At 43.0% G+C, this 23,419-nt stretch carries 25 protein-coding genes; 4 read left to right on the top strand and 21 right to left on the bottom strand.

All coding sequences use genetic code 11. From position 1 onward, the window contains the following. Positions 1-6: 6 nt before the first annotated feature. From FD967_RS04680 to FD967_RS04660, 5 genes are all read right to left on the bottom strand, one after another. Positions 7-921, bottom strand: a complete 915-nt coding sequence (locus tag FD967_RS04680; protein WP_215326973.1) for an amino acid ABC transporter substrate-binding protein — start codon at positions 919-921, stop codon at positions 7-9. A 315-nt stretch (positions 922-1,236) separates the two neighbouring features. Beyond that, the gene (locus FD967_RS04675) at positions 1,237-1,815 is read right to left on the bottom strand and encodes a cytochrome c (RefSeq protein ID WP_251369098.1); all 579 of its coding nucleotides are present in this window, start codon (positions 1,813-1,815) and stop codon (positions 1,237-1,239) included. Positions 1,816-1,829: 14 nt separating this feature from the next. Then, on the bottom strand, positions 1,830-3,089 hold the full coding sequence (locus FD967_RS04670) for a sorbosone dehydrogenase family protein (protein ID WP_251369097.1): 1,260 nt from the start codon (positions 3,087-3,089) through the stop codon (positions 1,830-1,832). 147 nt (positions 3,090-3,236) lie between these two features. Further along, entirely contained in the window at positions 3,237-5,357 is a 2,121-nt protein-coding gene (locus FD967_RS04665; protein ID WP_215326972.1) for a TonB-dependent receptor domain-containing protein, read from the bottom strand. Positions 5,358-5,449: 92 nt separating this feature from the next. Continuing rightward, entirely contained in the window at positions 5,450-6,058 is a 609-nt protein-coding gene (locus tag FD967_RS04660; protein WP_215326971.1) for an alternative oxidase, read from the bottom strand. 305 nt (positions 6,059-6,363) lie between these two features. Between FD967_RS04660 and FD967_RS04655 the strand changes: the two genes are divergently transcribed. Further along, the gene (locus FD967_RS04655) at positions 6,364-6,687 is read left to right on the top strand and encodes a hypothetical protein (RefSeq protein ID WP_215326970.1); all 324 of its coding nucleotides are present in this window, start codon (positions 6,364-6,366) and stop codon (positions 6,685-6,687) included. Between the two features lie 55 nt (positions 6,688-6,742). Beyond that, the gene (locus FD967_RS04650) at positions 6,743-6,889 is read left to right on the top strand and encodes a hypothetical protein (RefSeq protein ID WP_215326969.1); all 147 of its coding nucleotides are present in this window, start codon (positions 6,743-6,745) and stop codon (positions 6,887-6,889) included. A 101-nt stretch (positions 6,890-6,990) separates the two neighbouring features. On the opposite strand, the gene FD967_RS04645 is transcribed toward FD967_RS04650, so the two are convergent. The 3 genes from FD967_RS04645 to FD967_RS04635 are packed head-to-tail and all read right to left on the bottom strand — an operon-like array spanning position 6,991 to position 9,952. Further along, entirely contained in the window at positions 6,991-8,298 is a 1,308-nt protein-coding gene (locus FD967_RS04645) for an aspartate aminotransferase family protein (protein ID WP_215326968.1), read from the bottom strand. A 17-nt stretch (positions 8,299-8,315) separates the two neighbouring features. Then, entirely contained in the window at positions 8,316-9,239 is a 924-nt protein-coding gene (locus FD967_RS04640) for an NAD(P)-dependent oxidoreductase (protein ID WP_215326967.1), read from the bottom strand. A 2-nt stretch (positions 9,240-9,241) separates the two neighbouring features. After that, a complete protein-coding gene (locus FD967_RS04635) occupies positions 9,242-9,952 on the bottom strand; it encodes a trans-aconitate 2-methyltransferase (protein WP_215326966.1) in 711 nt (236 codons plus the stop codon). A gap of 326 nt (positions 9,953-10,278) precedes the next feature. Here FD967_RS04635 and FD967_RS04630 point away from each other — a divergent pair, with 326 nt between their 5' ends. Next, entirely contained in the window at positions 10,279-10,896 is a 618-nt protein-coding gene (locus FD967_RS04630; RefSeq protein ID WP_215326965.1) for a cysteine dioxygenase, read from the top strand. On the opposite strand, the gene FD967_RS04625 is transcribed toward FD967_RS04630, so the two are convergent. Continuing rightward, on the bottom strand, positions 10,893-11,993 hold the full coding sequence (locus tag FD967_RS04625; RefSeq protein WP_215326963.1) for a Zn-dependent alcohol dehydrogenase: 1,101 nt from the start codon (positions 11,991-11,993) through the stop codon (positions 10,893-10,895). The genes FD967_RS04630 and FD967_RS04625 overlap by 4 nt on opposite strands. After that, positions 11,990-12,853 carry a phytanoyl-CoA dioxygenase family protein gene (locus FD967_RS04620; protein WP_215326962.1) on the bottom strand — a complete coding sequence of 288 codons (864 nt, stop codon included), beginning with the start codon at positions 12,851-12,853 and terminating at the stop codon, positions 11,990-11,992. The genes FD967_RS04625 and FD967_RS04620 overlap by 4 nt, the downstream gene beginning before the upstream one ends. Positions 12,854-12,932: 79 nt before the next feature. On the opposite strand from FD967_RS04620, the gene FD967_RS04615 reads away from it, so the two are divergent. Next, positions 12,933-13,982, top strand: coding sequence for an alpha/beta fold hydrolase (locus FD967_RS04615; RefSeq protein ID WP_251369096.1), 1,050 nt, complete (start codon positions 12,933-12,935; stop codon positions 13,980-13,982). Here the strand turns inward: FD967_RS04615 and FD967_RS04610 are convergent. From FD967_RS04610 to mdcG, 11 genes are all read right to left on the bottom strand, one after another. Next, on the bottom strand, positions 13,979-14,686 hold the full coding sequence (locus tag FD967_RS04610) for an ABC transporter ATP-binding protein (protein WP_215326960.1): 708 nt from the start codon (positions 14,684-14,686) through the stop codon (positions 13,979-13,981). The genes FD967_RS04615 and FD967_RS04610 overlap by 4 nt on opposite strands. Then, positions 14,679-15,443 carry an ABC transporter ATP-binding protein gene (locus tag FD967_RS04605; protein ID WP_215326959.1) on the bottom strand — a complete coding sequence of 255 codons (765 nt, stop codon included), beginning with the start codon at positions 15,441-15,443 and terminating at the stop codon, positions 14,679-14,681. The genes FD967_RS04610 and FD967_RS04605 overlap by 8 nt, the downstream gene beginning before the upstream one ends. After that, on the bottom strand, positions 15,440-16,408 hold the full coding sequence (locus FD967_RS04600; protein ID WP_215326958.1) for a branched-chain amino acid ABC transporter permease: 969 nt from the start codon (positions 16,406-16,408) through the stop codon (positions 15,440-15,442). The genes FD967_RS04605 and FD967_RS04600 overlap by 4 nt, the downstream gene beginning before the upstream one ends. Then, complete coding sequence (locus FD967_RS04595) at positions 16,405-17,289, bottom strand: branched-chain amino acid ABC transporter permease (RefSeq protein ID WP_215326957.1); 885 nt, start codon at positions 17,287-17,289, stop codon at positions 16,405-16,407. The genes FD967_RS04600 and FD967_RS04595 overlap by 4 nt, the downstream gene beginning before the upstream one ends. A gap of 54 nt (positions 17,290-17,343) precedes the next feature. Next, positions 17,344-18,639, bottom strand: a complete 1,296-nt coding sequence (locus FD967_RS04590; protein WP_215326956.1) for an ABC transporter substrate-binding protein — start codon at positions 18,637-18,639, stop codon at positions 17,344-17,346. A gap of 67 nt (positions 18,640-18,706) precedes the next feature. Then, entirely contained in the window at positions 18,707-19,396 is a 690-nt protein-coding gene (locus FD967_RS04585; protein WP_215326955.1) for a GntR family transcriptional regulator, read from the bottom strand. Between the two features lie 5 nt (positions 19,397-19,401). Further along, positions 19,402-19,980: an antibiotic biosynthesis monooxygenase gene (locus tag FD967_RS04580; RefSeq protein WP_215326954.1), complete on the bottom strand. Its 579-nt coding sequence runs from the start codon at positions 19,978-19,980 to the stop codon at positions 19,402-19,404. A gap of 19 nt (positions 19,981-19,999) precedes the next feature. Then, a complete protein-coding gene (locus FD967_RS04575; protein ID WP_215327170.1) occupies positions 20,000-20,815 on the bottom strand; it encodes a sterol desaturase family protein in 816 nt (271 codons plus the stop codon). 138 nt (positions 20,816-20,953) lie between these two features. Continuing rightward, a complete protein-coding gene (locus FD967_RS04570; RefSeq protein ID WP_215326952.1) occupies positions 20,954-21,880 on the bottom strand; it encodes an acyltransferase domain-containing protein in 927 nt (308 codons plus the stop codon). Beyond that, positions 21,877-22,752, bottom strand: a complete 876-nt coding sequence (gene mdcB / locus FD967_RS04565; RefSeq protein ID WP_215326951.1) for a triphosphoribosyl-dephospho-CoA synthase MdcB — start codon at positions 22,750-22,752, stop codon at positions 21,877-21,879. Before mdcB ends, FD967_RS04570 begins: the two co-directional genes overlap by 4 nt. Next, the gene (mdcG, locus tag FD967_RS04560; RefSeq protein WP_215326950.1) at positions 22,742-23,419 is read right to left on the bottom strand and encodes a malonate decarboxylase holo-[acyl-carrier-protein] synthase; all 678 of its coding nucleotides are present in this window, start codon (positions 23,417-23,419) and stop codon (positions 22,742-22,744) included. The genes mdcB and mdcG overlap by 11 nt, the downstream gene beginning before the upstream one ends.

Raw genomic sequence — 23,419 nt, 5'->3', positions numbered from 1 at the left:
TACCAATTATTTTTTGTTGTAATCTTCAGCAGGTTTGTCGTTGAGATTGGCCCAAGCGTTTTTAGTCGCCGGAGACAATTCAAGACCTACAACAATATTCTTTGGTGGAATTGGAGCTAAAAACCATTTATTCCAAAGCTTAGGCATATTGCCGTTTGCCACAATCTTAGCAATCGCACTATTTACAGCAGCCTTAAATTCTGGATCATTTTTAGGGACCATGATGGCGATAGGCTCAGTTGCCAGCACCTCACCAACAATCTTATAGTCCTTTGGATTCTTGGAGTTAGCAATGTTACCGGCCAGAATTGAACCATCCATTACGAACGCATCGGCGCGACCCGACTCTAGTAATAAGAAGCTGTCGGCATGATCCTTACCAAATACTTCGTCAAAATTAACGCCATTGGCTTTTTCATGCTTACGTAGCAACTGCACAGAAGTAGTACCGGTAGTTGTAGCAACTTTTTTACCAGCTAACTGAGAGATTGAAGTGATGCCAGAGTTAGCTTTTACTGCAATCCGAACCTCTTCAACGTAAAGTGTGTTGGCAAAACCCACATCCTTAGAGCGTGCAGTATTGTTAGTCGTTGTTCCGCACTCAATGTCTACTGTGCCGTTTTGAACTAAGGGCACACGGTTCTGGGATGTAACAGGCTGATAGTTAATGCGCAAAGTGCTTAAGCCAAGATTCGCTTTTATGTCAGCCAAAATCATTCGGCATACCTCAACGTGATAGCCATCAAAGCGGCTATCGCCAATGGTGTATGACATTGGAATAGAGGATTCACGAACGCCCATAGTGACCGCTCCAGTAGATTTAATTTTATCCATCGTCTGGCTTGCGGCATGGGCATTTACAGCACCCAACAATAATGTTGCAGCGATCAAATAGTTGGTACCGATTTTTTTACTTTTCATGAATCTCTCCTATCGTCTATGAATCTCAAAAGTGTCAGCACTAGTATATATATAGATATCAAAATGAATATGGCAAATATCCCTGAATAGAACAAAAGAGGCGGGAAGCAAGACTGGCGGAGTGGCCGCCCAGCACGATTCTAAAGTGCGAACTAGGCCTTAGAAGCTTTCGCAATTTTTCGAAATCCTATATATTTCAATGGTTTACACACTAGTAGTAAAACTCTGTCTTTGCAAGTAAGAGTTAGATTTTTGTCATTGATAGTTGAAACATCGGTATAACAGCGCTAAACATTCAAAAAGTTCATCGCTAGATTACTGTAACTGTGACAGATAGTGGGCAATTGCCTTTAAATCATCATCAGTCATGCCATACAGGGATGCCGCCATGACTGTATCCCTACCCGTAGCTTGATTTGAACGAAACTGTCTCATACTATACAAAAGGTAATCTTCTCTCTGAGCAGCAATTCGTGGCATCTGATCTCTGCCAACATAGCTGGGCAAATGGCATGTTCCGCATAAAGCCTCTTTTGAAATAACTTGACCCTTTTCATATAAAGCAGCATTCCTAGAGTCCGCTTGCGATATGGCTGGACTACTGGTGTAAAACTTTGCAATAGCAACAATCGCAGCATCGTTTAATCCATCAAGCTGCCCCTGCATAGCGGGAATGTTGCGCATACCCTCACGAATCATCACCAATTGGTTTTCTAGAAAAGTCTTGGGCTGACCCGCTAAAGAAGGGGTGCCTATCATTTTAGAATTACCATCAGAACCATGGCAAGCGCCACAAACCTGAATCTTGGCACTAATATCTTGCGCAAAGGAAAGCGGCGCTGCGCTAGAACATACGAGTCCTAAGGCCAACGCCGCTATTTTTAAATACTTCACAACAATACTGCGAATTACTGAGCTGCTACTAGCTGCTTGCTGTAGGTAACTCGGTAAATTGCACCTAACTGCTCATCCGACACCAACATAGAGCCATCAGGCATCTGCATGAGATAGGCTGGACGTCCCCAGAATGAATTATCTGCCGGATTCATAAAACCAGTAATGAACGGGGTAACCTTGGCATTTTTACCATCTGCGCTAGTCTTTACCATGACAACGTCATAACCAGACTTTTGATTGCGGTTCCATGAACCCTTACGAGCAACTAGGGCAGCATTTTTATATTCAGCAGGGAACATACTGCCCGTGTAAAACTTCATTCCCATTACGGCAGCATGAGGACCCATTAAAGTAACAGGTTGCTCTACGCCCTCACAGGGATTTGACTTCTTCACAACATCGTCTGGAATATTGCCTGCATGGCAATAAGGGAAGCCATAATTTAGGCCTGTTTTTTCCATGCGATTGAGTGTGTCATTAGGCTTATCGTCACCCATCCAGTCACGACCATGATTGGTAAACCAGAGTTGCTTAGTCGTAGGGTGCCAATCAAAGCCGACGCTATTGCGAACTCCCGTTGCGAGTACTTCCATGCCTGATCCATCAGCGTTATAGCGACGAATCTGAGCGTACTCAGGGGTAGGTAACTCACAAATATTGCAAGGCGCTCCAAATGGAACGTAAAGCTTCCCATCGGGTCCGAATGCAATGTACTTCCAGTTATGGTGTTGCTCGGGCGGTAAATTAAATTTAGCAGTGAGATCTACTGGGGCCACGCTTGGATTTTTTTCAATCCCGTCGTAACGCAGAACCTTATTGATAGCCATCACGTACAAGGAACCATTTTTAAATGCAACGCCAGCGGGCTGAACTAGCTTATCCACTACCACACGGCTAGAGCGCTCTTTGCCGTTATCGGTTAATTCATAAACGCGACCAATAGCTCGGGTGCCGATGTAGATTTTGCCGTTATCACCACGAGCCATCGCACGCGCACCGGGCATTCCAGTTGCCCAGACTTCGATCTTAAAGCCTGGGGGTAATTTCAGCTTATCAATCGGAATGTCGCCTGCTGAGGTAACAGTCATCTTCCCAGGCATTGGCGCCAAGGTCGAAGTGGCCATATCTGGCCCCATACCCTGCTTCCATGCTGGCGCTGGAGCTGGGGTAGCCTCGGCCTTAGGAGGGGGCGTAGTTGCACAGCCTTGCAAAATCATCAAGGACATGGCGAGGGTCGACAGTGTTGATGCTGAAATAAGTCGCTGGGTCATGGTTATTTCCATTCTTTTTTTTGACTAAATTTATTTATATTGTTAGTGCAATCAATTTAATTCTTTTTTTGAGTAATGGCTATAGTCTGATACTAGGGTTTTGCCTTATATAGCATCAACAAATTGGCAATATGTTACTTTTTTAACTTACTTAAATTGATAGCTTGCATTGCCGCCGATCATCCAATTACGTCCGGGGGCAGACTCATAGAACTGGCTACTAGCCTGATTAACAATGACAGATCCAACGTATGAGCGATTTAATATGTTGTTGATCCTAAAAAATTGTGAGGTCGACCAGCCGCCAGCAAGCTCTTGGCGTAAAACACCGCGAATATTCATCACGGCATAGCCATTTGCCATACTCAAGCTGTTGATGTCATTGACCGCCATAGACCCATTGACCCGCGCTTCTATTGCAGCCTCAATCGATTTATTAGGCTTGACCCAAAGGAGCTCGGAAAAAAGACCTTGATTGGGAACGCCAGGAATTCGATTACCGCTGAGCACGACATTGGTTGTTGTCGGGATACCAGTAGCTTGATAAGTATATGAATATGCTTCTTTAACAATTGCATTTAACCAGGTGTAAGCAAGATTCATTTCGAAATGATGAGGCAATATAAATTGCGAACCAAGCTCCATCCCCTGTCGATTCGTCTTTGGAGCATTAGTAAATGCAGTTCTTCCAAAGCTCGAAGCCCCGACCACTATATCGTTTGTGGTGTTGGCGTTAAAAAAGGCTAAATTGACTTGGGCCGACTTCGATACTTTGGATTTAAAACCAAATTCAAGCTGTTTAGTAGTAGCAGCGAATAAACCAAAATTTGAGCCACTAAAATTGGAGTTGTACGTCACCTGATTTAGCGTAGGAGTATCAAAACTGGACCCATACGAGACATATACATTGGAAAGCTCGGTTAAATAATATTGCAATGACATCATGCTGGTGAGTGCCTGATAAGTATTGGAGCCACTACTCGTATTATTTAGTGCGGGGCTGTTACTAATTGAGCTCAAAGTAGTTGTAGAATTTCTTGCGCCCATGTTGAGTGATAAGCGCTCAAGCAAGCGCCAATCTAAGTGTGCATACTGATCAAAATTTTTGGCACTCATGCGGTAATTTTGACCAAGTGCTCCTTGAACGCCCCCATTATTTTGATAGGTCAACCGATGATCATCATTCTCGTTCATATCAACGCCACCGACTACTGTAAATGGCATCTCTAGCATTTGGCTTTTATGAACCCATTTGCTATCCATGCCATAAAAGTTTCGCTTCAAATCAATGACCCCGTTACTCTGAGCAGCAAGGAATTGGGTGACATGACGCTGGCCATAATAGGGAGTAAACAATAGCTGATTGTCTTGATCAACACGTGTATCAATCGTAGCGCCCGTCTGAGACTGCAAAACTGATTTACGTGTATTTTGACTAATGGCACTATTGCCAGCTTGTTTTGGGTTAGCAGCTAATTGCGATGACGTTAGCCCAAGTGGATCTTGAGCACTTAAGTTGACATTATTAGCAATGAACGTGACAGCTGTGTCACCACCCATCTTAAATTTAAGCTTTGAGTTCGCATTAAATCGATCTGCTACGCTATGCACCCGATAGCCATTGGTATGGAAATCTCCTACGTCCAGCAGATAATTAGTATTGCGATAGATGCCATTTGCCTTAACGCCTGCTTTTCTTTGTGAGTAAGACCCCGCCTCAAAGTAAGGTTCTACCACGTTATTTGGACCACCATCTTGTGTAAAGACACTAATAACTCCGCCAGATGAATTGCCATAGAGAACAGAGTATGGGCCACGCATAGCCTCAATTCGCTCAGTGGATGGCAAATCAATATGTGAGATCTGACCCTGTCCGTCTGCGACGGTACCGGGAATATTATCAACAAAAATTTTGATGCCCCGCGTACCAAAAGTCGAGTTTGCTCCAAAGCCGCGGGAGGATATTTGAAGATCCTGCGCATAGTTTTGACGATTTAAGGCAAAAATACCAGGCACTCGATTCAATGGCTCGGAAAGGTTCTCCATGGCTTGACCGTTTTGAATCTGATTGCGGTTAACTACATTAATAGAGGCTGCTGTATCTAATATTTTTTGCTCATATCCACTAGCTGAGACCACAATCTCATCGAGTGGCGGGGCTTCATACTCAGGCTGATTCGCAAGCGCTGGCTCAATAAAAATACCGCTTGCGAACAGTGCTAGTACCTTTTTACGAAAAACAGGCCCTCTAGAATTCATCTTCTTCATATAAAACTGAGAGTTTATAGGTAAGGGCTGATTATGAAATTTGGCATACCCAGCACAATTCAAACGTGCGACCTACACATCAATAAATGAGATTATCGATCATAGTCACTAGCAAATTGGTGGTTTGTATCTCGATGATGGGCTTCATCATTTCGGACGGCAATCACGACATCACGCAAGGTTGCATTGGCATCCAGTTTCCAATAATCGATAGCAATCTTAGGAGCAGGAACATTGGGCGTGCGCCCCTCGTCAATTTCTTTTAAATATTCGGTATAGGAGTAGACGGCCTCTTCCTCAAAATAGCCGACTATGCGATGTGCTGTTCTTGGAAAAAATACATAGATAATGAAAAAGAAATTCCAGAAAATGGCTTGTGTAATCAAGACCAAATAGCGCTCAAACATATTGGGCTTGGCAATCTCGATAAAGGTCATTAAATGCATTCTTTCGTTCTCCGCCTCTGCTAAAAGCGTGCGAATCTTTGGTCCATAGCCCACCTTCATACTGCGTAGACTTGTTAAATGAGTCCACATACCAGCAACCATTCCCGGAACTCCTGCAACGGTTTCTAAAACAACAGCTCGGTGCCCATAGCGTTTCTTAAAAAAAGTATCAGCAAAAAAACGCATGCCCTTAGTAAATGACAGGGCGACTCGATCAGAAAATTGAATGGGGGTGTAGTGGATGGCGTCTTTCATAACAAATACTTTAAGTGTTTTTTGACTTTTGTGCCCATACGTCTCTGTTTTACTTACCTAGGGCTTTGATATTTGGCCTGCCAAGCACGATTCGAACGTACGCCCTACTCCTTAGAAGAATTCGTGGTTGTTCGAATATCTCATTATTTCAATGACTTACAGTATATAAATGGCACTATGCAAGGGCTTTTTTGCCTAATGAGAGAGGACGTGCCGTTGAAGAAGATTGCTCAGAGCTAGATAGGTCAGATCTTGATATTTATGGAAGAATATCTACCAATCAGTTTTAAAAAGGAAAAGTCAACATGTCAATATCTCGCACCGGTCTATCGTTAGCATTTATGTTAATTATGGCTAACCAGTCATTTGCTCAGGCAATCTCTAAGGACTATCAAAAAAATTGTGCTCGCGAACAAGTGGCTGAGCATCAAGGCATTAAAGGTAAAGCCCTTGCCGAGGAGGACTTTACAGCTTATTGCGCTTGTCAAGCAGACTTCATTTCTAAAAATGCTACAAATCGACAAGTTAATGAGTTACTGATGAACCCAAAAGCAAAGCCTGAATGGCTTAAGCTTATAGAGTTAAAAGCAATGAAGGCTTGTATTGCAGATCCTAAAATGAGTACATAGTATTTCTATATACCAATACACAATCAATATTAAATCGACACTTAAAGTGAAATAGATGGATAGCTTCGGTCCCGTTATCTTAATTGAAGTAGTGCTGATCTTCGGAGGAGTTTTGCTATTTGCATGGTGGCAATTGCGTGACCTTAAAAAGGAGCGAGAAAAAGACCTAAAGAAGAAAGCGCAAGATGAGAGACAAGGCTAAGAAAATTATTGAATAAAGCGACCTGCCCAGCAAGACCCAAACGTGCGACCTGGGTCTTAGAAGAAATTGTGGAAAGAACGTTGGTAGTTTGACTGCTAATTTTAAAGTACAGATTTAATTGCTTTTGTAGCCACATCCTCTAACCAAGCAAAGTCTATTTGGCTGTGTGCTTCGCAAATAAACCAAGGCTCTCTTGAGTCTGGCTCGAGCATCACTCCATACTCAATTAATTTCCAGGCAAAGTTCTTATATAAGGTGTTGTTGACCTTTCGCCACTGACGATAATTATTAGGCACTTCACTCGAAAAATGAATTCCCAACATTGCAGGAGGGCCAGCAAAAGCATGTTCAATTCCAGCGGCAGTAAAAACGCGACCTAATAAGGCTTGAATCTGTTGCCCCGCTTTATCCACTGTTTTGAGAGCATTGGTATTTGCCAAAATATCTAAGGTTGCGTACGCTGCACTCAAACTGACTAGGTTTGCTGTATAGGTTCCACCATGCACAACACCTCCAGCATGAGAACCAACCACATCCATTACCTCGGATCTTCCACCAAAAGCTGCAACTGGATATCCATTTCCCATGGCCTTAGCATACGTTGTCAGATCCGCATAAATCCCATACAAAGATTGAGCGCCGCCCTTAGCTACTCGAAACCCTGTTTTGACTTCATCAATAATGAGAATCGTACCGTTTTTAGTACAAAGATCACGCAATCTTTGTAACCAACAATTGCAAGCTGCAATGCTCCCAGCATTACCAATAATCGGTTCCAACAAAACACAGGCTAAAGAATCTTTATGTGAAATAAAGAGTTGCTCAAGAGACTCAAAATTATTGAGCTCAATAAAATCAACAAGCTGTCGGGTATTATTGGGAATGCCTGCCCCAAATGGAATAATTTTCGGGGGGTGAAGATCGCTAGAATTCCAATTCTCGATATCCGACTTCCACATCATCTCATCAACTAGGCCGTGAAAGCTACCTTCTACAATAGCAATTCGATCCCTACCAGTAAAACCACGCGCCGTTCTGACTGCACCCATCACAGCCTCAGTACCAGAATTAGCAAAACGTAACTTATCAATTTGTGGGCACAGTGCTTTGATTTGCTTCGCCACCTCTGTATCTAGCGATGTAGAAAAACCCGACAGCGTTCCGCCTTCCTGAATCTGTCGAATGACAGCTTGATCTACCCGATCATCGCGATAGCCCAAAATAATTGGGCCATATCCCAAACGAAAATCAATGTATTTTTTGCCATCACAATCTGTCAGCTCGGCACCCTTGGCTGAGGATATAAATACAGTTTGCTCATCACCCCAATAGCGATAGTTTTCTGCAACCCCTTGAGGCATATGCAAGTGAGCCTCTTGCATGAGTTTGACTTGATTTTTTAATGTCATGATCGGTGAAAACGCTATCAGGGCCGATTTTGTAAGTGGGGGCGCAAATAAGTACCGACCCGATCTTCCAATAATTTGACCACATGTAACTCAGCAGCAGATTCGCCATAAGTTTTTTTAGCCTCCTCAAAAAGGCTTTGAACAAATTGGCCCATAGTCAACGTAAAGCCCTGAGACTGCGCAATTTGATTGACCAAATCTAAATCTTTACAACATAGCGCCAAAGAAAAACTGGGATCATAGTGCCCCGCAAAAATAGATGGGATGTCATGTTGAGCTACCCAGCTGTTACCAGCACTTGATTGAATTGCTTTTGCAACAATATCTAGTGGAATGTCAGCTTTAGCTCCTAACATTAAGGCCTCACCAATCACTGCGGCGTGTGTAAACCATAACAGATTGGTTAGCAACTTAATCGTTGCCCCATTACCAGGCTTACCAACATAAAATATTTTTTCGCCAAGAACTTCAAAAATAGGTTTACAGATCTCAAAATCCGATTGCTTGCCGGCAACAAAAATCGACAACTTACCAAGCGCTGCAAAGTCAACAGCATTAGTCACTGGCGCCTCTAAAAAACCTACATTCTTTTCCTCTAGTAGGTTCGATAATTCTTGTGCAAGCTCTACCGAGCTTGTGGAAGTATCAATAATAGTTGATCCTGGCTTCATTGCTTTAATGAGCCCACTACTACCAAACATCACCTCTTTGACTTGAGCTGGGCCAGGCAATGAACAAATCACCACTTGCGATTGCTGACCAAGTTGCGTAATATTTTCTGCAAGACTTGCGCCTAAGGATATTAAATTTAATGCCTTGTGAGGCTCACGATCAAAAACACTTACCCTATAACCCGCTTTTAATAAATTGGCCGCCATGGGATTACCCATATTACCTACACCAATAAAGCCAATCAATGGATCATTCATCTTTATGGACATCTCTAAACACGCTTAAATTCAAGAAAATGTTGGTGCCTTTCTGTCCGATCCTCATACTCAAAACCATAACTCGATAGTAATTGCTTGGCATCGCTAAAATTATAGGTGCGGTAGTGAATCGTTTGAGCCATGACACGATCATCTTTGTCATCTAGGTAATAGTGCTTAGTAAACCCTAGCTCTAAAGGTTCAATCTTTTGTGAGTAGATCATCCCATTAGAAATAGGCTTCTCATAATCATGGTGTGGCCCTTGAATTCCTAGTAGCAATTTTCCACCGGACTGAACAAATTTACTTAAACTTTCAAGGCCAAGATGATTTGCTTGCTCATCATAGATATGGCTAACTAGAAACGGCTCTTTATCGCCATCAATCACGAAATACCAAACGCCACCATATGAAAAAGCCAAGCGATATTGCTGCTCAAGACTTAACTCAGTAATATTTTGCTGGCTTAACTTAATGTTTGGATACGGCTCTAAACGTTTTTGCGCTATGTCAAGCATCGATTGAGTTAAGTCTATGCCACGGATATTAGCTGCCGGTTCACGTTTGGCGATCTCCTCCAAAATTAAACCCGTGCCGCACCCAATCTCCAAGACATTCTCAAAAGGATGATGATTAAGTAATCCATCCACAATTGCCTGATAGTCGTAATACCCTGAGGTCATAATCGTGTCGTAATGTGCCGACATCTTGGTGTAATCGCCCATCTGCTTTCCATTTCCATTAGGGGTCTTGCAATTGAAGAATTAAAAGCTTCGAGTGGGTGCTTTTTTGTACTATAAACGATGATTTCTAAGTGGCGGGCATAGCTCTATCCAAAATCTTGCCAACGGAGCACAGTAGTGAAGTTGAAGTCACATTTAGCAAGAGAATTGAGCCTGAGAAGAATTCGTAGCTGCTGGAAAGTCTATATATTTCAGTGACTTACATGCTTGTAGCGGGACTATGTAATAAACTGTGTAATTCAGATCAATATCACTAGTTAGATGTAAAGTGTTTTGGTGCACTCAATGACCCAAGGAGACAAAAAAAGATGAGTAATTCATTAGATACTATCGCACCCTTGCGAGAATTTATTGTTGGAATGACAAAATTAGTTACTCAAGAGTCAGAAGAAAAAAATCTCATTACCAAAGGTTCTGAATTACTAAAGCCACTAATTCAATCAGATACTTGGCTGCCAGAATTCTGTTCCATCCCTAACCCTGAGTTTTATCAACAATTCTTACTGCATGCAGATCCACTAGGTAGATTTTCTGTAGTCAGCTTTGTATGGGGTCCTGGTCAAAAAACACCAATCCATGATCATTGCATCTGGGGTTTGATTGGGATGCTGAGAGGAATTGAAAAAGGACAGCGCTATCAAAGATTGCCAACGGGAGAATTAATGGTAGATGGTCCCGAAACCGTTCTTCGCCCAGGTGAAATCGAGGTAGTTAGCCCTACGATCGGAGATATACATGTAGTGAGTAATGCTGTACCCGATAAAACATCCATCAGTATTCATGTGTATGGTGCCAATATCGGTGCAGTCAAACGTCACACATATGATCCTGTGACCGGCAGCCCAAAGAACTTTGTTTCTGGTTACTCCTCTAAGCAAGTTCCCAATCTCTGGGACCGCTCAGCAGAAATTAGAGCAAGCCTCTAATCCAATAGGATCACCGAGCGGATTTCTTTGCCTTGCTTTAAGCGGGCAAGCCCCTCATTCACACCAGCTAATCCAATTCTGCTGGTAATGTATTCATCAAGCAGTAATTTTCCTGAGAAATAAGCTTCTGCCAGAAATGGGAAATCAATTTCTGGCCTAGTGCCGCCATAACTTGATCGATGAATGCGCTTCTCACCCATCAGCGATCCCCAACGAAATGCGACTTTCTGATTAACCGGCACCTTACCGAGCCAAACTGTTTTTCCACCAGGTCTAACTATCTCCACACTCAACTGAAAAGCAGCTTCATTACCTGCCGACTCAACAACACAATCAAAGCCAATCTGATTTGTCATCTGCATACAGGCTTGAATTGCATTTTCATCAGCCAGCAGGATATCGGTAGCGCCAAACTGTTTGGCTGTTTGTAGCTTAGTAATATCTCGATCAATCGCCAAGATTTTTCCAGCATTTGCTAGCTTGGCCCCCTGGATTGCTGAGAGTCCTACTGCGCCACAGCCAATCACTGCCACAGTTCCACCCGGCTCTAGCTCAGCAATATTGAGAACGGCCCCAACACCGGTCATAACGCCACAGCCAATCAAGCAAGCAACTTCGAAAGGCAATTCTTTAGGCACCTTAACCGCACACTCCTCCGTCACAACAACCACCTCAGAAAAACTCCCTGCATACATTAACTGGTGAACGGGATCATCCTTTGCGTAAATTCTGGGGGCGCCGTCAAAGTGGAATGACTTAGTGGCATTAGTGCGGTACTGGCTACAAATAATTCTTTGTTTGCGCTGGCAAAAATAACAAGTACCGCAATAGGGATTCCAAGAAATAACGACATGATCGCCTGGCTTTAGATGGGAAACATCCTTACCCACTGATTCCACAATCCCAGCAGCTTCATGACCCGGAATAAAAGGTAGAGGGGTTCCAAGCGCACCCTCTACCGCCTCAAGATCAGTGTGGCAAAGGCTAGTGGCCCTGATTCTAACTACGACATCTTTATTCAATAACCCTTTGAGAGATAAAGTCTCGATTTGTAAGGGCTGACCAATTTCTCTAAGTACTGCTCCGGAAAAATTCATGCGGAACGCACTTTCGGATCTGCCAAAGATGCATCATAGCTATCAACTTTAGTCCCTTTGTAGAGAATCTTGGCACTCTTATCGGTAATCTCTTGATGCAACTTCACGAAGGCAGGCTCCATTTCTTGGCTGGGTCTAGGTTCATGAGCAAACGTCTTAAACTCATCTTCACCACGCACCAAGGTAGCTGAATCATCACCCTCAATTTGCTTTACATACGTTGGAATGTAGCGAATTGCAAAACCAATCCGTCTTGCATCCGAATTGTTAGGAGGTGATCCATGAATAATGCGTACATGATGCAATGACATTTCACCAGGCTCTAACTCTAAAGTCACACCCCTACCCTCATCTACCTCGACTGCAACTTCTTGTCCGCGGGTAAGCAAGTTATTTTTGGAATAGGTATCTCGATGAGGAATTTGCTCCATGGAATGGGTGCCCGGAATCACGGCCATGGCACCATTACTTTTATTGCTGGGCGATAAGGCAATCCATGCAGTAACAACATCCGGTGACGACAATCCCCAGTAAGTGGAATCCTGATGCCAAGATACAAAACCCGGATCATGTGCCTCTTTAATAAAGAAATTACTTGTCCAACACAAAATATTGTGGCCATATAAGTCCTCAATCGCATCGACGATTTTGGTTTCCCGAACCAACTCATTTAACCAAGGAAACAATAAGTGGGTTTTATGTCTTTGAGAGCCATGCAAGGGAGATCCTTGGCGCTTTTCAAAGTCTTCTAATAGATCACGAATAGCCTGTGTCTGCTTGGAATCCATTACCCTAAGGTTCGAAACATAGCCCAAATCCTTAAATTGCTGGACCTGAGCTTCGGTTAAAAACTTAGGCATTATTCTCTCGCTTTCATTTGATTGATCAACTAATATATAAGTTGTACATTACCGAAAACTTTATTGAAGGATGCTCGCCGTGTCAATAGATACAAGCTCTCTAAACGCACATCCACCCCTTCAAGGTGATTGGATTGATGCGCCGCATCATTTATCGAGTATTGGAGACTTCCCGCTTGAGCTAGGTGGGCAAATTAAAAATTGCCGAGTAAGCTATGCAGTACATGGCGACCTTCAAGATCAATCAAAGCCATTGGTTGTTTTCTTATGCGCTATTGGCAGCATTCACCACCGCCTTGATTTTTTGATTAATCAATCGCGCACACTTGACATTAAAAAAACCCGCATCATTGCGATTGATGCCCTTGGGAATGGTTTCAGCAGCTCTCCATCCAACTCAACTGAGCAACCCTTCTTTCAGTTTCCCAAATTTACGATCCGCGACATGGTTCAAAGCCAAAAGAAGTTGCTTGATCAACTTGGCATCACCCATGTCAATATGATCATTGGGGCCTCGATGGGTGGCATGCAAGCCCTGCAATGGGCCGTCTCCCACCCAGATTTCATGGATTACATCGTAGCGCTGACGCCTATGTCTAAAACGACGGCCTGGGCATCATCGATGACTAGGGCTGCACGAGAATCTTTAGCCCCCCATATTGAACCTAACGGCTCATACGATCCAGATCATGCTTGGCTAGCCTGGCTACCAATAATGCAAATGCTGGCGATGCGCACTCCCAAGGAATGCGATGAACAATTTACTGATGTGCCCCAAATGCAAGACTGGTACGAGCAAAGACTGCGATGGTGGAAGAGCATGAATTTCCACCCTCTGGATTGGATCTATCAGTCCATTGCCTACGACACGCATGATGTGAGTAAGACAGCGCTACTTAACGGAGATTTGGCGAAAGGGCTTGGATCCATTCAAGCCAAATGCCTCATTGGCGTTCCAAGCCTTGATCTATTTAATCCAATTGAGCAAGCAATACATACCGCAAGCTTGATTCCTAATTGCGCATTGGTAAAGCTAGATACCAACTGGGGGCATATGGCTGCTAGCGCTCTTGACACTCCTTCTGCTCAAGCCATCTCACAAGCGATTGACTGCCTAACTGGGCGCTAAACCTTGGCTGCTATCGATAGTTGAGATTGGGCAACGCGTTTTGCCTCATCAACTGATCCAGAGAAAATAATTTCTCCACGCTCGATAATGTAAACCCGGTCAGCATATTCCGGAATGTGGAAAGCATTTGACTCAGCCATTAAGATGGCCCTACCCAACCCTCGTATAGAAGATAAGCCATCGCTAATCACCGGAATAATCGCTGGGGAAAGACCCTCAAAGGGCTCATCTAAGATGAGCATCTCAGGATCTAAAGCGAGAGCCCTTGCAATCGATAGCATCTTACGTTCACCACCAGACAAATGGTGACCACCCCTATCCCGATAGCGCTCAAGCTTAGGAAATATTTTGTAAGCAAGTGCAATACGCTCTTCATTCGATAATTTAGTCTGAATTGTCCAGGTGGGCATCTCAATATTCTCGGCAACAGTGAGATCACCAAATACCTCACTCTCTTCAGGTGAAAATCCAATACCTGCCCTAGCAATATCGAAGGTCTTTAATCCCACCAAGGATTTACCTTTCCACAATATATCTCCGCTCTTCGGTTTTAAGTAACCCATTAAGCTTTTTAAAGTTGTAGTTTTGCCAGCACCATTTCTTCCAACAAGGCATACCAATTCACCAGGATTGACCTCAATATTGATATTGCGCAATATTGGGCTATTTTGAATATCAACCGCCAAAGATTTGATCTCAAGCATGAGAAACCCGCTTTCCAATAATCTGCGCTTCTAGTTCAGCATTGGCAAAGAACTCTTTTGGCGGTAAATCAGCCAACAATTGCCCTTCAGCCAATGCAACAATGCGCGTTGAATACTCAGCCACCAACTCCATATCGTGCTCAACAAGCAAGATGGTCTTGATGCCTGAGATCTTTGCAGCCTCCATCAAGGTATCCATGATGCCGCGTTTATCTGCGGTAGAGATACCGCTAGTAGGCTCATCGAGCAAGATCACCTGAGGATCAAGTGCAAATGCACTGGCAATATCGAGAAGCTTCTTTTCACCTTGAGAAAGATATGACGCTTGCCAAGACATCTTTTTATCCAAATTAAAAATTTTGGCAACCTCATAAGCCTTATCGACTAAACGTTTTTGCGCAGCTGCACTTGACCAAAAATTATATTGAGAGCCGGTTTGCGAAATAACTGCAGAAATAATCGTCTCCTGCACCGTCATCAACGGAAAAATATGCACGAGTTGGAAGGCCCTAGCCATACCATATTTAGAGAGCTTCACTGGGCCAACACCAGCAATCGATTTACCCAAAAAATCAACATCTCCCTCAGTTGGCTTTAATAAACCAGTAAGGACATTAACGAATGTTGTTTTGCCAGCACCATTTGGTCCTACGATAGAAACTGTCTCACCTTCAAAAAATTTCAAACTAACATCTTTTAAGGCTTGATAGACGCCATAACTTTTAGAAACATTTTTAGCCTCAAGTATTGGGGTCATTGCACTTTCTCCTGAGAAACTGTTCTTTTTCTAGCTTGCAATAGGCCCATAATTCCGTTGGGCAGCAACAAGACCAGTAGAACTAAAACTACACCCAAGGCAAATCGCCAGTATTGCGTCAATCCAACCAACTGATCTTTGAGGCCAATAAAAGCAAATGCACCTACGATTGGGCCTAAGAAATTATTGAAACCACCCAAAATAGTCATAAACACAATATTTCCTGAATGCGTCCAATAGGCGAGCTCTGGATCAGCAAGACCAACAGGGACGACCAGTAAAGCCCCGCCAATTGAAGCGTAAATTGCAGAAATAACAAATGCAATCAAACGAAAGCGGTGTACTTGAATACCGAGATATTCAGCCTTTCTAGGATTGTCCCGAATCGCCCGAAAGTGCATCCCCATTGGAGAGTTCACAATCCGCCACATGAGAGTTCCCAGCAGAATCAAAATAATGATTGAGTAGTAAAAGAAAGGTCCGACCAAAAAGCTCGTCTTATCCATACTACTTAAATCTTGACCAAGCAGAAATGGCCGCACCACAGGTATTCCAGAATCCCCTCCCGATAAGTCATAAAACTTAAATAAAATCGAGTGGAATAACATACCAAAGGCTAGAGTCAACATACCAAAGAAAATGCGCACGTGGCGGACGCAGATCAACCCAACCGGCACTGCAACTACTACACTTGCAGCAATTGCGTATAAAAATATGATCTCCATATTTTTGATGCCTAATCTGCTGGTGAGTATAGCTACCGTATAAGCGCCAATCGCAACAAACAAGGCATGGCCAAATGACAATAGACCTGTATAACCAAAAAGTAAATTAAACCCCAGCAAAATAATGCTGTAAGCAATTGCTGGGAGCAATAAAGTCATGTGATATGGACTTAGATACAGCGGTGCAGCGCACAAGATGCTAAAGCAAGCTAACAATATAAATTTGGTACGGGCACTCATGACTCTACCGCCTTTCCAAATAAACCTGCAGGCTTGAAGATCAGGATTCCAATCACGATAAGATAGATCAAGAGAAGATCAATCTCCGCATAGATAGAAACTGCAAAGGCTCGCATGATACCAACAATGAGTGCTCCGACTAATGCACCACGCATACTACCAAGACCGCCAATGACAACTACAGCAAATGCCTCAACAACCACCTCTGAAATCACCTCTAGAGAAGCTGCAGCAGTTGGAACAACGAGCGCCCCACCAATAGTTCCCAAAATAGTACCCAGAGTAAAAATTGCCACATTGATCCACACGACATTGACGCCCATTGCCTCGCTCATACGGCGATTTTCTGCTGTGGCTCGCACAATTCGTCCAAAATTTGTCTTTTGTAATATCCAACCTAAACCGAGCGCTAGGATGATGCTCGCGCCAATGACCAAAAGCTTGTAAGTTGGAATCGATGTAGATGCGAAATTGAGTTGGCCATAAGCCATAGATAAATTACCCAGGGTCATTGGAGTGGCACCCCAGATCATCCTAATTAAATCCTCCAGCAACAACATAATTGCAAACGTGAGTAGCAATTGAAAGCCCTCCTCTCGGTCGTACACGAGTCGAAGTAATCTTTCGATAATTGGACCTACAAGCCCCATCAGTAGCCCGGCAACAATCAATACCAAAATCAAGCCATAAGTAGGCATACCAAATTTAATAGCCAATGTGACTAAAGTAATACCGAAATAAGCACCTAGCGCATAAAAAGCACCACAAGCCAAATTCACAATTTTTTGCACGCCAAAAACTAGTTGCAAGCCGCCAGCAAGCAAAAATAATACTGCGGCATGAAAAACTCCGCTAAGAATAATGTCAATAAATGCCGTCATATCTCACATTCAAAAATGCTGAGCAACAAGAATGTTGCTCAGCGTGACTAACGATTAAAGAGTGATGTTAGCTGTTTCAATCCATTGCCAGAAATCCATTCCTGGAGGCTTCTGCAGCTGATCACTAAACTTCTTATCAACCGGATTGATCGTGACAAAGTCATATTTATTCTTATGCGTTGTCAGGCCTTGATAGAAGGTTTGTTCTGCGATATGGTCTTTGCGCATCATTCCAGGGCCGCCTAAAGATTGAACCTGTACACCTTCCATTGCAGATGCAATTTGATCTTTGTTAGGCCATTTACCACCATTAGCTTTCAGTGCTTTTTCAACACCAGCCTTATAGACCTGCATTGCAAAGTAAGCCCTATCAGCCTCCCAATTTGGGTAGTCCTTGTATTTATCGTAATACATAGCTACGAATTCTTTTTGTAGAGGGGTAGCATTAGGCAAATCAAAATACATCGTGTTGTGCCCGAATACCATACCTTCTGGTGTGAATTCTTTCTTCATCAAAGTATGCTGGAAGCCAGCAGCAGGTAGGACAAACTTCACATCTCCATTACCTAATCCAGCAGCATTTGCATTTTGCATAAATACTGGCAAATCAGCAAATAAGAGCGAGGAGAATATGAGGTCTGGTTTAGCTGCCTTCAAAGCTGCAATTTGCCCTGATAGCTCCATAGTTCCAACCTTTGGCCATTGCTCGGCAACTACCTTATGTTCAATATTAAAACGCTTCAAGAGAGCCTGGAATGCCGCCCAATTATTTCTACCATATGAGTAGTCTGGATTGATACCTGCAATCGTTGCAAACTTACCCTTGTATTGCTTAATAGCAATCAAGGAAGCCATTACTGCTTCACACTCATTATCAGTTGAGCGGAAAAGATATTTTGGTTTTGGAATGGTTTCCTTCACCCCATCTTGTGTGGTTCCATCCCAGTAAACGGTAATAGTCTGCATTTCTTCCACAGTTGGCCCAAGCGCCAAAGAAACCCCGGAAGAAACTAAACCTTGAACACAGTCAACTTTGTCTTGAAGAACGAGCTTGCGATAACGCTCCGTTGTATCTTTAGCATTTGTCTCTTCTTCAATAACCAACTCGACCTTACGACCACCAATTCCGCCCGACTTATTAATCTTATCGGCTGCAAACATTGCCCCACGTAGACCGCACTCACCAATTGTTCCTGCAATACCAGCACGAGGGGCCAAAATACCAATTTTAATTGGGGTGTTTTGAGCAATAGCCGGAAAGCCCCACCCGCTAGCTGCTAGGGCTGTGAGTGCCCCAACTCCCTTAATGATCTCACGACGACCCTGATTATTCACTTTCTGTTTTTTCATTTCAGTCTCCTATCAATCTTAGTTAAACAAGACATCAACTACTACTAACGGCATTACTTACACGACATCACTCATGCAACATTACTGTCTTACGCGTAAATTCTTCTATGTAATCAAGTAACTTATCTACTGCTAAACCAGCTTCTTTTTCACTACCCAAAAAAATTGCATTGGCAATCTCGGCATGCAACATCGCTGCCTCTTTGATATCTCCGATCTGATGAAAGTTACCAAACCAAAATCTTCTAGACATACCTTGAAGCATGGATAAAGCCTTAGATGCATATTCATTTTTGGCGGTAATAATTGTCAAATCATTGAGCTCTTTATCAACTTTCAGAAAAAGCTTTTCATTATTCTCTTTTGCAGCTCTTTTAAAATCTTTAGAAATTTGCTCAAATTGTTTGCGTTCCTCTGCATTACATCTTTTTGCCGACTTTGTGCAAATTAGCCTTTCGAGAACACGACGGGTTTCGAGGACTCTGAGTTGCTTTTGTGGGTTGAGATCTGAAATAAAAATACCGCGCTTAGGCATAATAGACACAAGGTGTTCATGGCTCAGGCGCTGAATAGCTTCTCTAATTGGGGTTCTCCCAATACCGAGCATGGTGGAAAGCTGACTTTCTGAAACTGGCGTACCTGGAGCTAACTTCATAGTCACAATCATCTCTTCTAATTGCTCGTATGCTTTATCCGAAAGAGACGAATTTTCAATAGGGGCGGCAAGCGGAGTTTTAGTAGTTTTTTTGGTTGCCATATTGATTACGCGAAAACACTAGGAGCTTGCGCTCGATCAAACATTCCGTAATCACGCTGGACCTCATACACCCCAAGATCGATTAATCCATGATTGGAAATTGAATTTTTTACTTTTAAAGCGCTTACTGCATCAAACTCTAACAAAGCAATCCCTCTTTCAGGATTAATAACGCCCTTAAATAATTTAGGCACTGTACCAATTGATTTTTGGGTGCGCCCTGCTTCCAACTGAACTTGTTCAAAATTTCCCGCCAAAGCGAGCATGTAAGACTTGTCAGATTCACTGCTACTATCAAAGAAAGTAGATACAACTCTCAGACGATAGTCCTCTAAAACCAAATTTCTGCCACAGACTTGCGCCTCATGATGATCATGTTGACAGCGCCATGAGCTGAGCGCCTTCTCATCCACCCATTGCGAATAGGATAGGTACCAACCCTCTTGCCCAAGATTTTCAAAACGCTCTACTGAAATAAATCCAGGATTCATTTCTACCATGGGCTTTAAGCCAGCCGCCATTCCAAAATAGGCGTCTGTAAAACCTTTTTTTGGCAAAACATCGAAGAAAACAGCATGTGTCATAAGCTGGATAGCAGAAGAATTACTTCTCTAGCGCTTTAGACTCTTCAGAGGTCAAAATTGGGCCTTCGAGTGTGACTTTTTCCTCTTGTATCTTGCCGTTCTTAAACTTCTCAATAATTGGCTTTAGCTCAGGGTCTACATAGGCCTGATTAAAACCATTAAACAAAGTTCCTAACAAGCCACGTTTTAAATCAGACGTTCCCATTACCCAATCAGCTAGTGGGAAGCTCAGATTCATATTTTTATGCATCATGATGCCCATATTGTGATGTGCAGCGTGGTGACGCCTAATCGTATTAACGAATGGCATATTACGTACAAACCAATTTTCTTTTACATGGCAGCAGTAGTGAAATGTCTCATAAATCAGATAATGGCCAACCATAGTCATGAATAAAAAGTATCCGACATTGGGATTGAAGATTTGACTGGCTATGAACCCGAATAAAGTCCCAGCAACACCTAAGACAGTCAGTACGCGCCATGGAAAGAAAACAATCCTAAACTCTTTGACTGTATCGATAGTGTAGTCAGTATCGGTAAAGTACTGATGATGTTGGCGTGTATGGCGATCATAGATTGCGCGCAAGGCAAATACATCAATCAAACGATGCATGACGTATTTATGCATCGCCCATTCGACAAAGTTTCCAGCTATTGCCACTGGGATAATAACCATCCACTCCCAAGTAACGTCATGCAGGTTAGAAACGCAGTAGTAAATAAGGCTAATGCCAACCGCGTACATCACCCCAATATGAACGAGACCATTGTAAAAGGGGCTTACACCGTCGATATATTGATCGCGGAATTTCTTTTGCCTCTCGGTCATCACCATCTCTTGGAAAGCAATACTCATAGCCACCTCACGTTTGATTAAACTGTATATAAAACATATATGTTACTAATATACTAGAGAAATGTTAGGCTGGATCTAGATCAAATGATAGGGATTTCCCTTATTACAGGGTCTTCATCCCTCAAGCTCACGTAAAACCCAATTTTGCAGCCCTTGAGGGGTGCGGAAATCCATGACAGAACGTGCAGAAATCGCTGGATAAACCCAAGAAATCATCTTTGATAAGGCGCCCCCAGGACCCAATTCAAGGACTACGGTAATCCCAAAATCTACAAGGGTCTGCATGCACTGCTGCCATTGAATAGGCTCTGAGACAGCCCTCGCTAAAGAATGCATGCCCAAGGTCATGTTATCGGTGATTAAACCATTGATTCCCTGAATAACCGGAATACTGAGTTGCTGATCGCTTAAATTTAAACCACTTATTCCTGACTGTATTTGCACTGTAGCCTTCAGTAACAATGGTGTATGCGAAGGTATCGTAACCAGAAGTCTTTTTACCCAAGCTCCAGACTCTTCAAGTAATTTCTCATAGAAACTTATCTCCTCAATGGATCCAGCGATAACAAAGTGGTCATCCTCGTTATAAATTGCAATGTAGCAATGTGACCCATTCAAATGACTTAGCAACACTGACTTTGAAACTCCCTTCACAGCCAGCATTCCGCTATGAGTTGGGGCAAAATTTTCCATTGCCTCACAACGTAATTTACATAACTTTGCTAAGGTCTTAAGATCTATCTCCTCAGAGCAACCTAAAGCACTCACCTCTCCTGCACTATAGCCGGCAACATAGCTTGGTTTGGGCAGGCCATCTTTTATAGCCTCCCAATTTGCTAATGCCGTCGCGACTGTGAGGGGTTGTGAAAATTGGTTCAAAGTTAAATCCAATTTGTCGCTCTCTACAGAAAGCATATCCCAATTAAATTCATTGGAAAAGGTATCAATGACTGTAGTTGCCTTGGGAGATTGTTTGGCAAATGAAAAGATTCCTAGGTCCAGTGAACCTTGCCCGGAGCAAACGATAGCAAATTTATTCATCGACTTTCAATTTGATGAACAAATAAACAGGCGCTTAATAAATCAGCGCAACCTCCTGGGCTTAAATTCTGTGCTATCAATTGCCGATGAACATTGAATGCCCTAACATCCCAGTTATTAAGATGGATGCCGCCTTCATCTAAGAAAACTTGAGCTAATCCTTGGGCACGCTCAAGACCTTCCCTGCCCCCTCTATGAAGTAGATTGCTATCCTCCACATTGGCAAGCAGCGTAAAGAAGGTTTGTATGCAGGCTAACTGATGGCTTGAAGTCATCGTAAGCACATTACGATAGACTGGCAAGCCTAGCTTATATACAGATGGGTATCCCGATACAACCTCTTGAATTGCTCCGCCAACGTGATATGTGGATGCCACTCTAGAGCCATGGCTATTTTCCTTGCGACGATGTAAGGCAAGCTCTTCACCCCAAGTTTTCACCGTAATTTCACCTAAAGTTAAAGTGGTATCAGCCTGGCTATATTGGTAGGCAGCAGCAGCAGCCAACATACCTAAATTAAAAATTGCCCCACGATGCGTATTCACCCCATCAGTTGCACGCAGCATTCTAGCCTCAGCGACTAGGCCAGCCGAACGCAAGAATGCAAAGCTTGAACCTTCCAAGCCAAGACTAGCGATATCAAAAAAATAATGTCGCAAAGATACGATACTGGAATAAAAAGTATTGGCATCCATATCTTGGTGACTGCCAGAATCGACCAAGCTCACTAAACCAGGCTTAGGATAAGTGACCAATTCATGCCATAGAGATTGCACTGCACAGTTACGAATTTTCCGCAGGTATTGCACAGCATTCTGTTGCAATTCTTGTGCTTTATCTTTAACTAGATGATCAACACTACTAGAGAGCATTAAACTCCTCCATCATCTGATATCTAGAGATCATCTTAGGTCCTAAATCTGTCTTTATCAGCAATTCGGTTTCTTTGCTTGCAAACTCTCTCCAGCTAACTGAGTAGCCATTCAAGAATTCGAATTCGCCATCTAATCGCAAGTCAATTTCTTCGGATAGGCTACATAGCGCCTTTGCTAATTTGGATAAATGACAATTTTGAGCAGGTGAAATTAAGAGATCAATATCTGAATTCTCAGTCATATAATTTTGCCCGCCCTCATAGCTCCAAAAAACAGAGCCAAATACCTGAATCTGAATTGGATAATCCGCCAATCTAGATAGCATACACTTCACTTTTGAGGCCATACTTGAAGGAAAAGTACCCATAACTATCTGGATACTTAAAGGCTCATCAATTTTTAGAATGTCTGTTGAATCGACTTGCAGATTTAGACGCTTTTTTGGCGCTTCCGGTACATGCAACATTAATCCCAAAGGCAATAGGTTTTCACCACCTTGATCACAAGGGTTTACAGCCCTTCCTACTAAAGGCCTTCCTGACATAACCCAATTTTCAAGAAAAGCACGTTCTGTTAAAGAGATCTCATTAAGGCCTCTTATCGAAGCAATGCTTGCTGGTTTTATCCAAACTCGACGATGCCGCCAGCATTTGAAGTTATCCAT

The organism is Polynucleobacter sp. JS-Mosq-20-D10 (assembly GCF_018687755.1).
Lineage (GTDB): Bacteria > Pseudomonadota > Gammaproteobacteria > Burkholderiales > Burkholderiaceae > Polynucleobacter.
Note: the sequence above shows the minus strand (reverse complement) of the source record. Positions and strands in the feature narration are given on the sequence as shown.

Excerpts from the sequence above, each read along its gene's own strand:
- FD967_RS04680 (WP_215326973.1), bottom strand. The coding sequence starts at position 921 with ATGAAAAGTAAAAAAATCGGTACCAACTATTTGATCGCTGCAACATTA.
- FD967_RS04670 (WP_251369097.1), bottom strand. The coding sequence starts at position 3,089 with ATGACCCAGCGACTTATTTCAGCATCAACACTGTCGACCCTCGCCATG.
- FD967_RS04665 (WP_215326972.1), bottom strand. The coding sequence starts at position 5,357 with ATGAAGAAGATGAATTCTAGAGGGCCTGTTTTTCGTAAAAAGGTACTA.
- FD967_RS04660 (WP_215326971.1), bottom strand. The coding sequence starts at position 6,058 with ATGAAAGACGCCATCCACTACACCCCCATTCAATTTTCTGATCGAGTC.
- FD967_RS04655 (WP_215326970.1), top strand. The coding sequence starts at position 6,364 with ATGTCAATATCTCGCACCGGTCTATCGTTAGCATTTATGTTAATTATG.
- FD967_RS04650 (WP_215326969.1), top strand. The coding sequence starts at position 6,743 with ATGGATAGCTTCGGTCCCGTTATCTTAATTGAAGTAGTGCTGATCTTC.
- FD967_RS04645 (WP_215326968.1), bottom strand. The coding sequence starts at position 8,298 with ATGACATTAAAAAATCAAGTCAAACTCATGCAAGAGGCTCACTTGCAT.
- FD967_RS04640 (WP_215326967.1), bottom strand. The coding sequence starts at position 9,239 with ATGTCCATAAAGATGAATGATCCATTGATTGGCTTTATTGGTGTAGGT.
- FD967_RS04635 (WP_215326966.1), bottom strand. The coding sequence starts at position 9,952 with ATGGGCGATTACACCAAGATGTCGGCACATTACGACACGATTATGACC.
- FD967_RS04630 (WP_215326965.1), top strand. The coding sequence starts at position 10,279 with ATGAGTAATTCATTAGATACTATCGCACCCTTGCGAGAATTTATTGTT.
- FD967_RS04625 (WP_215326963.1), bottom strand. The coding sequence starts at position 11,993 with ATGAATTTTTCCGGAGCAGTACTTAGAGAAATTGGTCAGCCCTTACAA.
- FD967_RS04620 (WP_215326962.1), bottom strand. The coding sequence starts at position 12,853 with ATGCCTAAGTTTTTAACCGAAGCTCAGGTCCAGCAATTTAAGGATTTG.
- FD967_RS04610 (WP_215326960.1), bottom strand. The coding sequence starts at position 14,686 with ATGCTTGAGATCAAATCTTTGGCGGTTGATATTCAAAATAGCCCAATA.
- FD967_RS04605 (WP_215326959.1), bottom strand. The coding sequence starts at position 15,443 with ATGACCCCAATACTTGAGGCTAAAAATGTTTCTAAAAGTTATGGCGTC.
- FD967_RS04600 (WP_215326958.1), bottom strand. The coding sequence starts at position 16,408 with ATGAGTGCCCGTACCAAATTTATATTGTTAGCTTGCTTTAGCATCTTG.
- FD967_RS04595 (WP_215326957.1), bottom strand. The coding sequence starts at position 17,289 with ATGACGGCATTTATTGACATTATTCTTAGCGGAGTTTTTCATGCCGCA.
- FD967_RS04590 (WP_215326956.1), bottom strand. The coding sequence starts at position 18,639 with ATGAAAAAACAGAAAGTGAATAATCAGGGTCGTCGTGAGATCATTAAG.
- FD967_RS04585 (WP_215326955.1), bottom strand. The coding sequence starts at position 19,396 with ATGGCAACCAAAAAAACTACTAAAACTCCGCTTGCCGCCCCTATTGAA.
- FD967_RS04580 (WP_215326954.1), bottom strand. The coding sequence starts at position 19,980 with ATGACACATGCTGTTTTCTTCGATGTTTTGCCAAAAAAAGGTTTTACA.
- FD967_RS04570 (WP_215326952.1), bottom strand. The coding sequence starts at position 21,880 with ATGAATAAATTTGCTATCGTTTGCTCCGGGCAAGGTTCACTGGACCTA.
- mdcB (WP_215326951.1), bottom strand. The coding sequence starts at position 22,752 with ATGCTCTCTAGTAGTGTTGATCATCTAGTTAAAGATAAAGCACAAGAA.
- mdcG (WP_215326950.1), bottom strand. The coding sequence starts at position 23,419 with ATGGATAACTTCAAATGCTGGCGGCATCGTCGAGTTTGGATAAAACCA.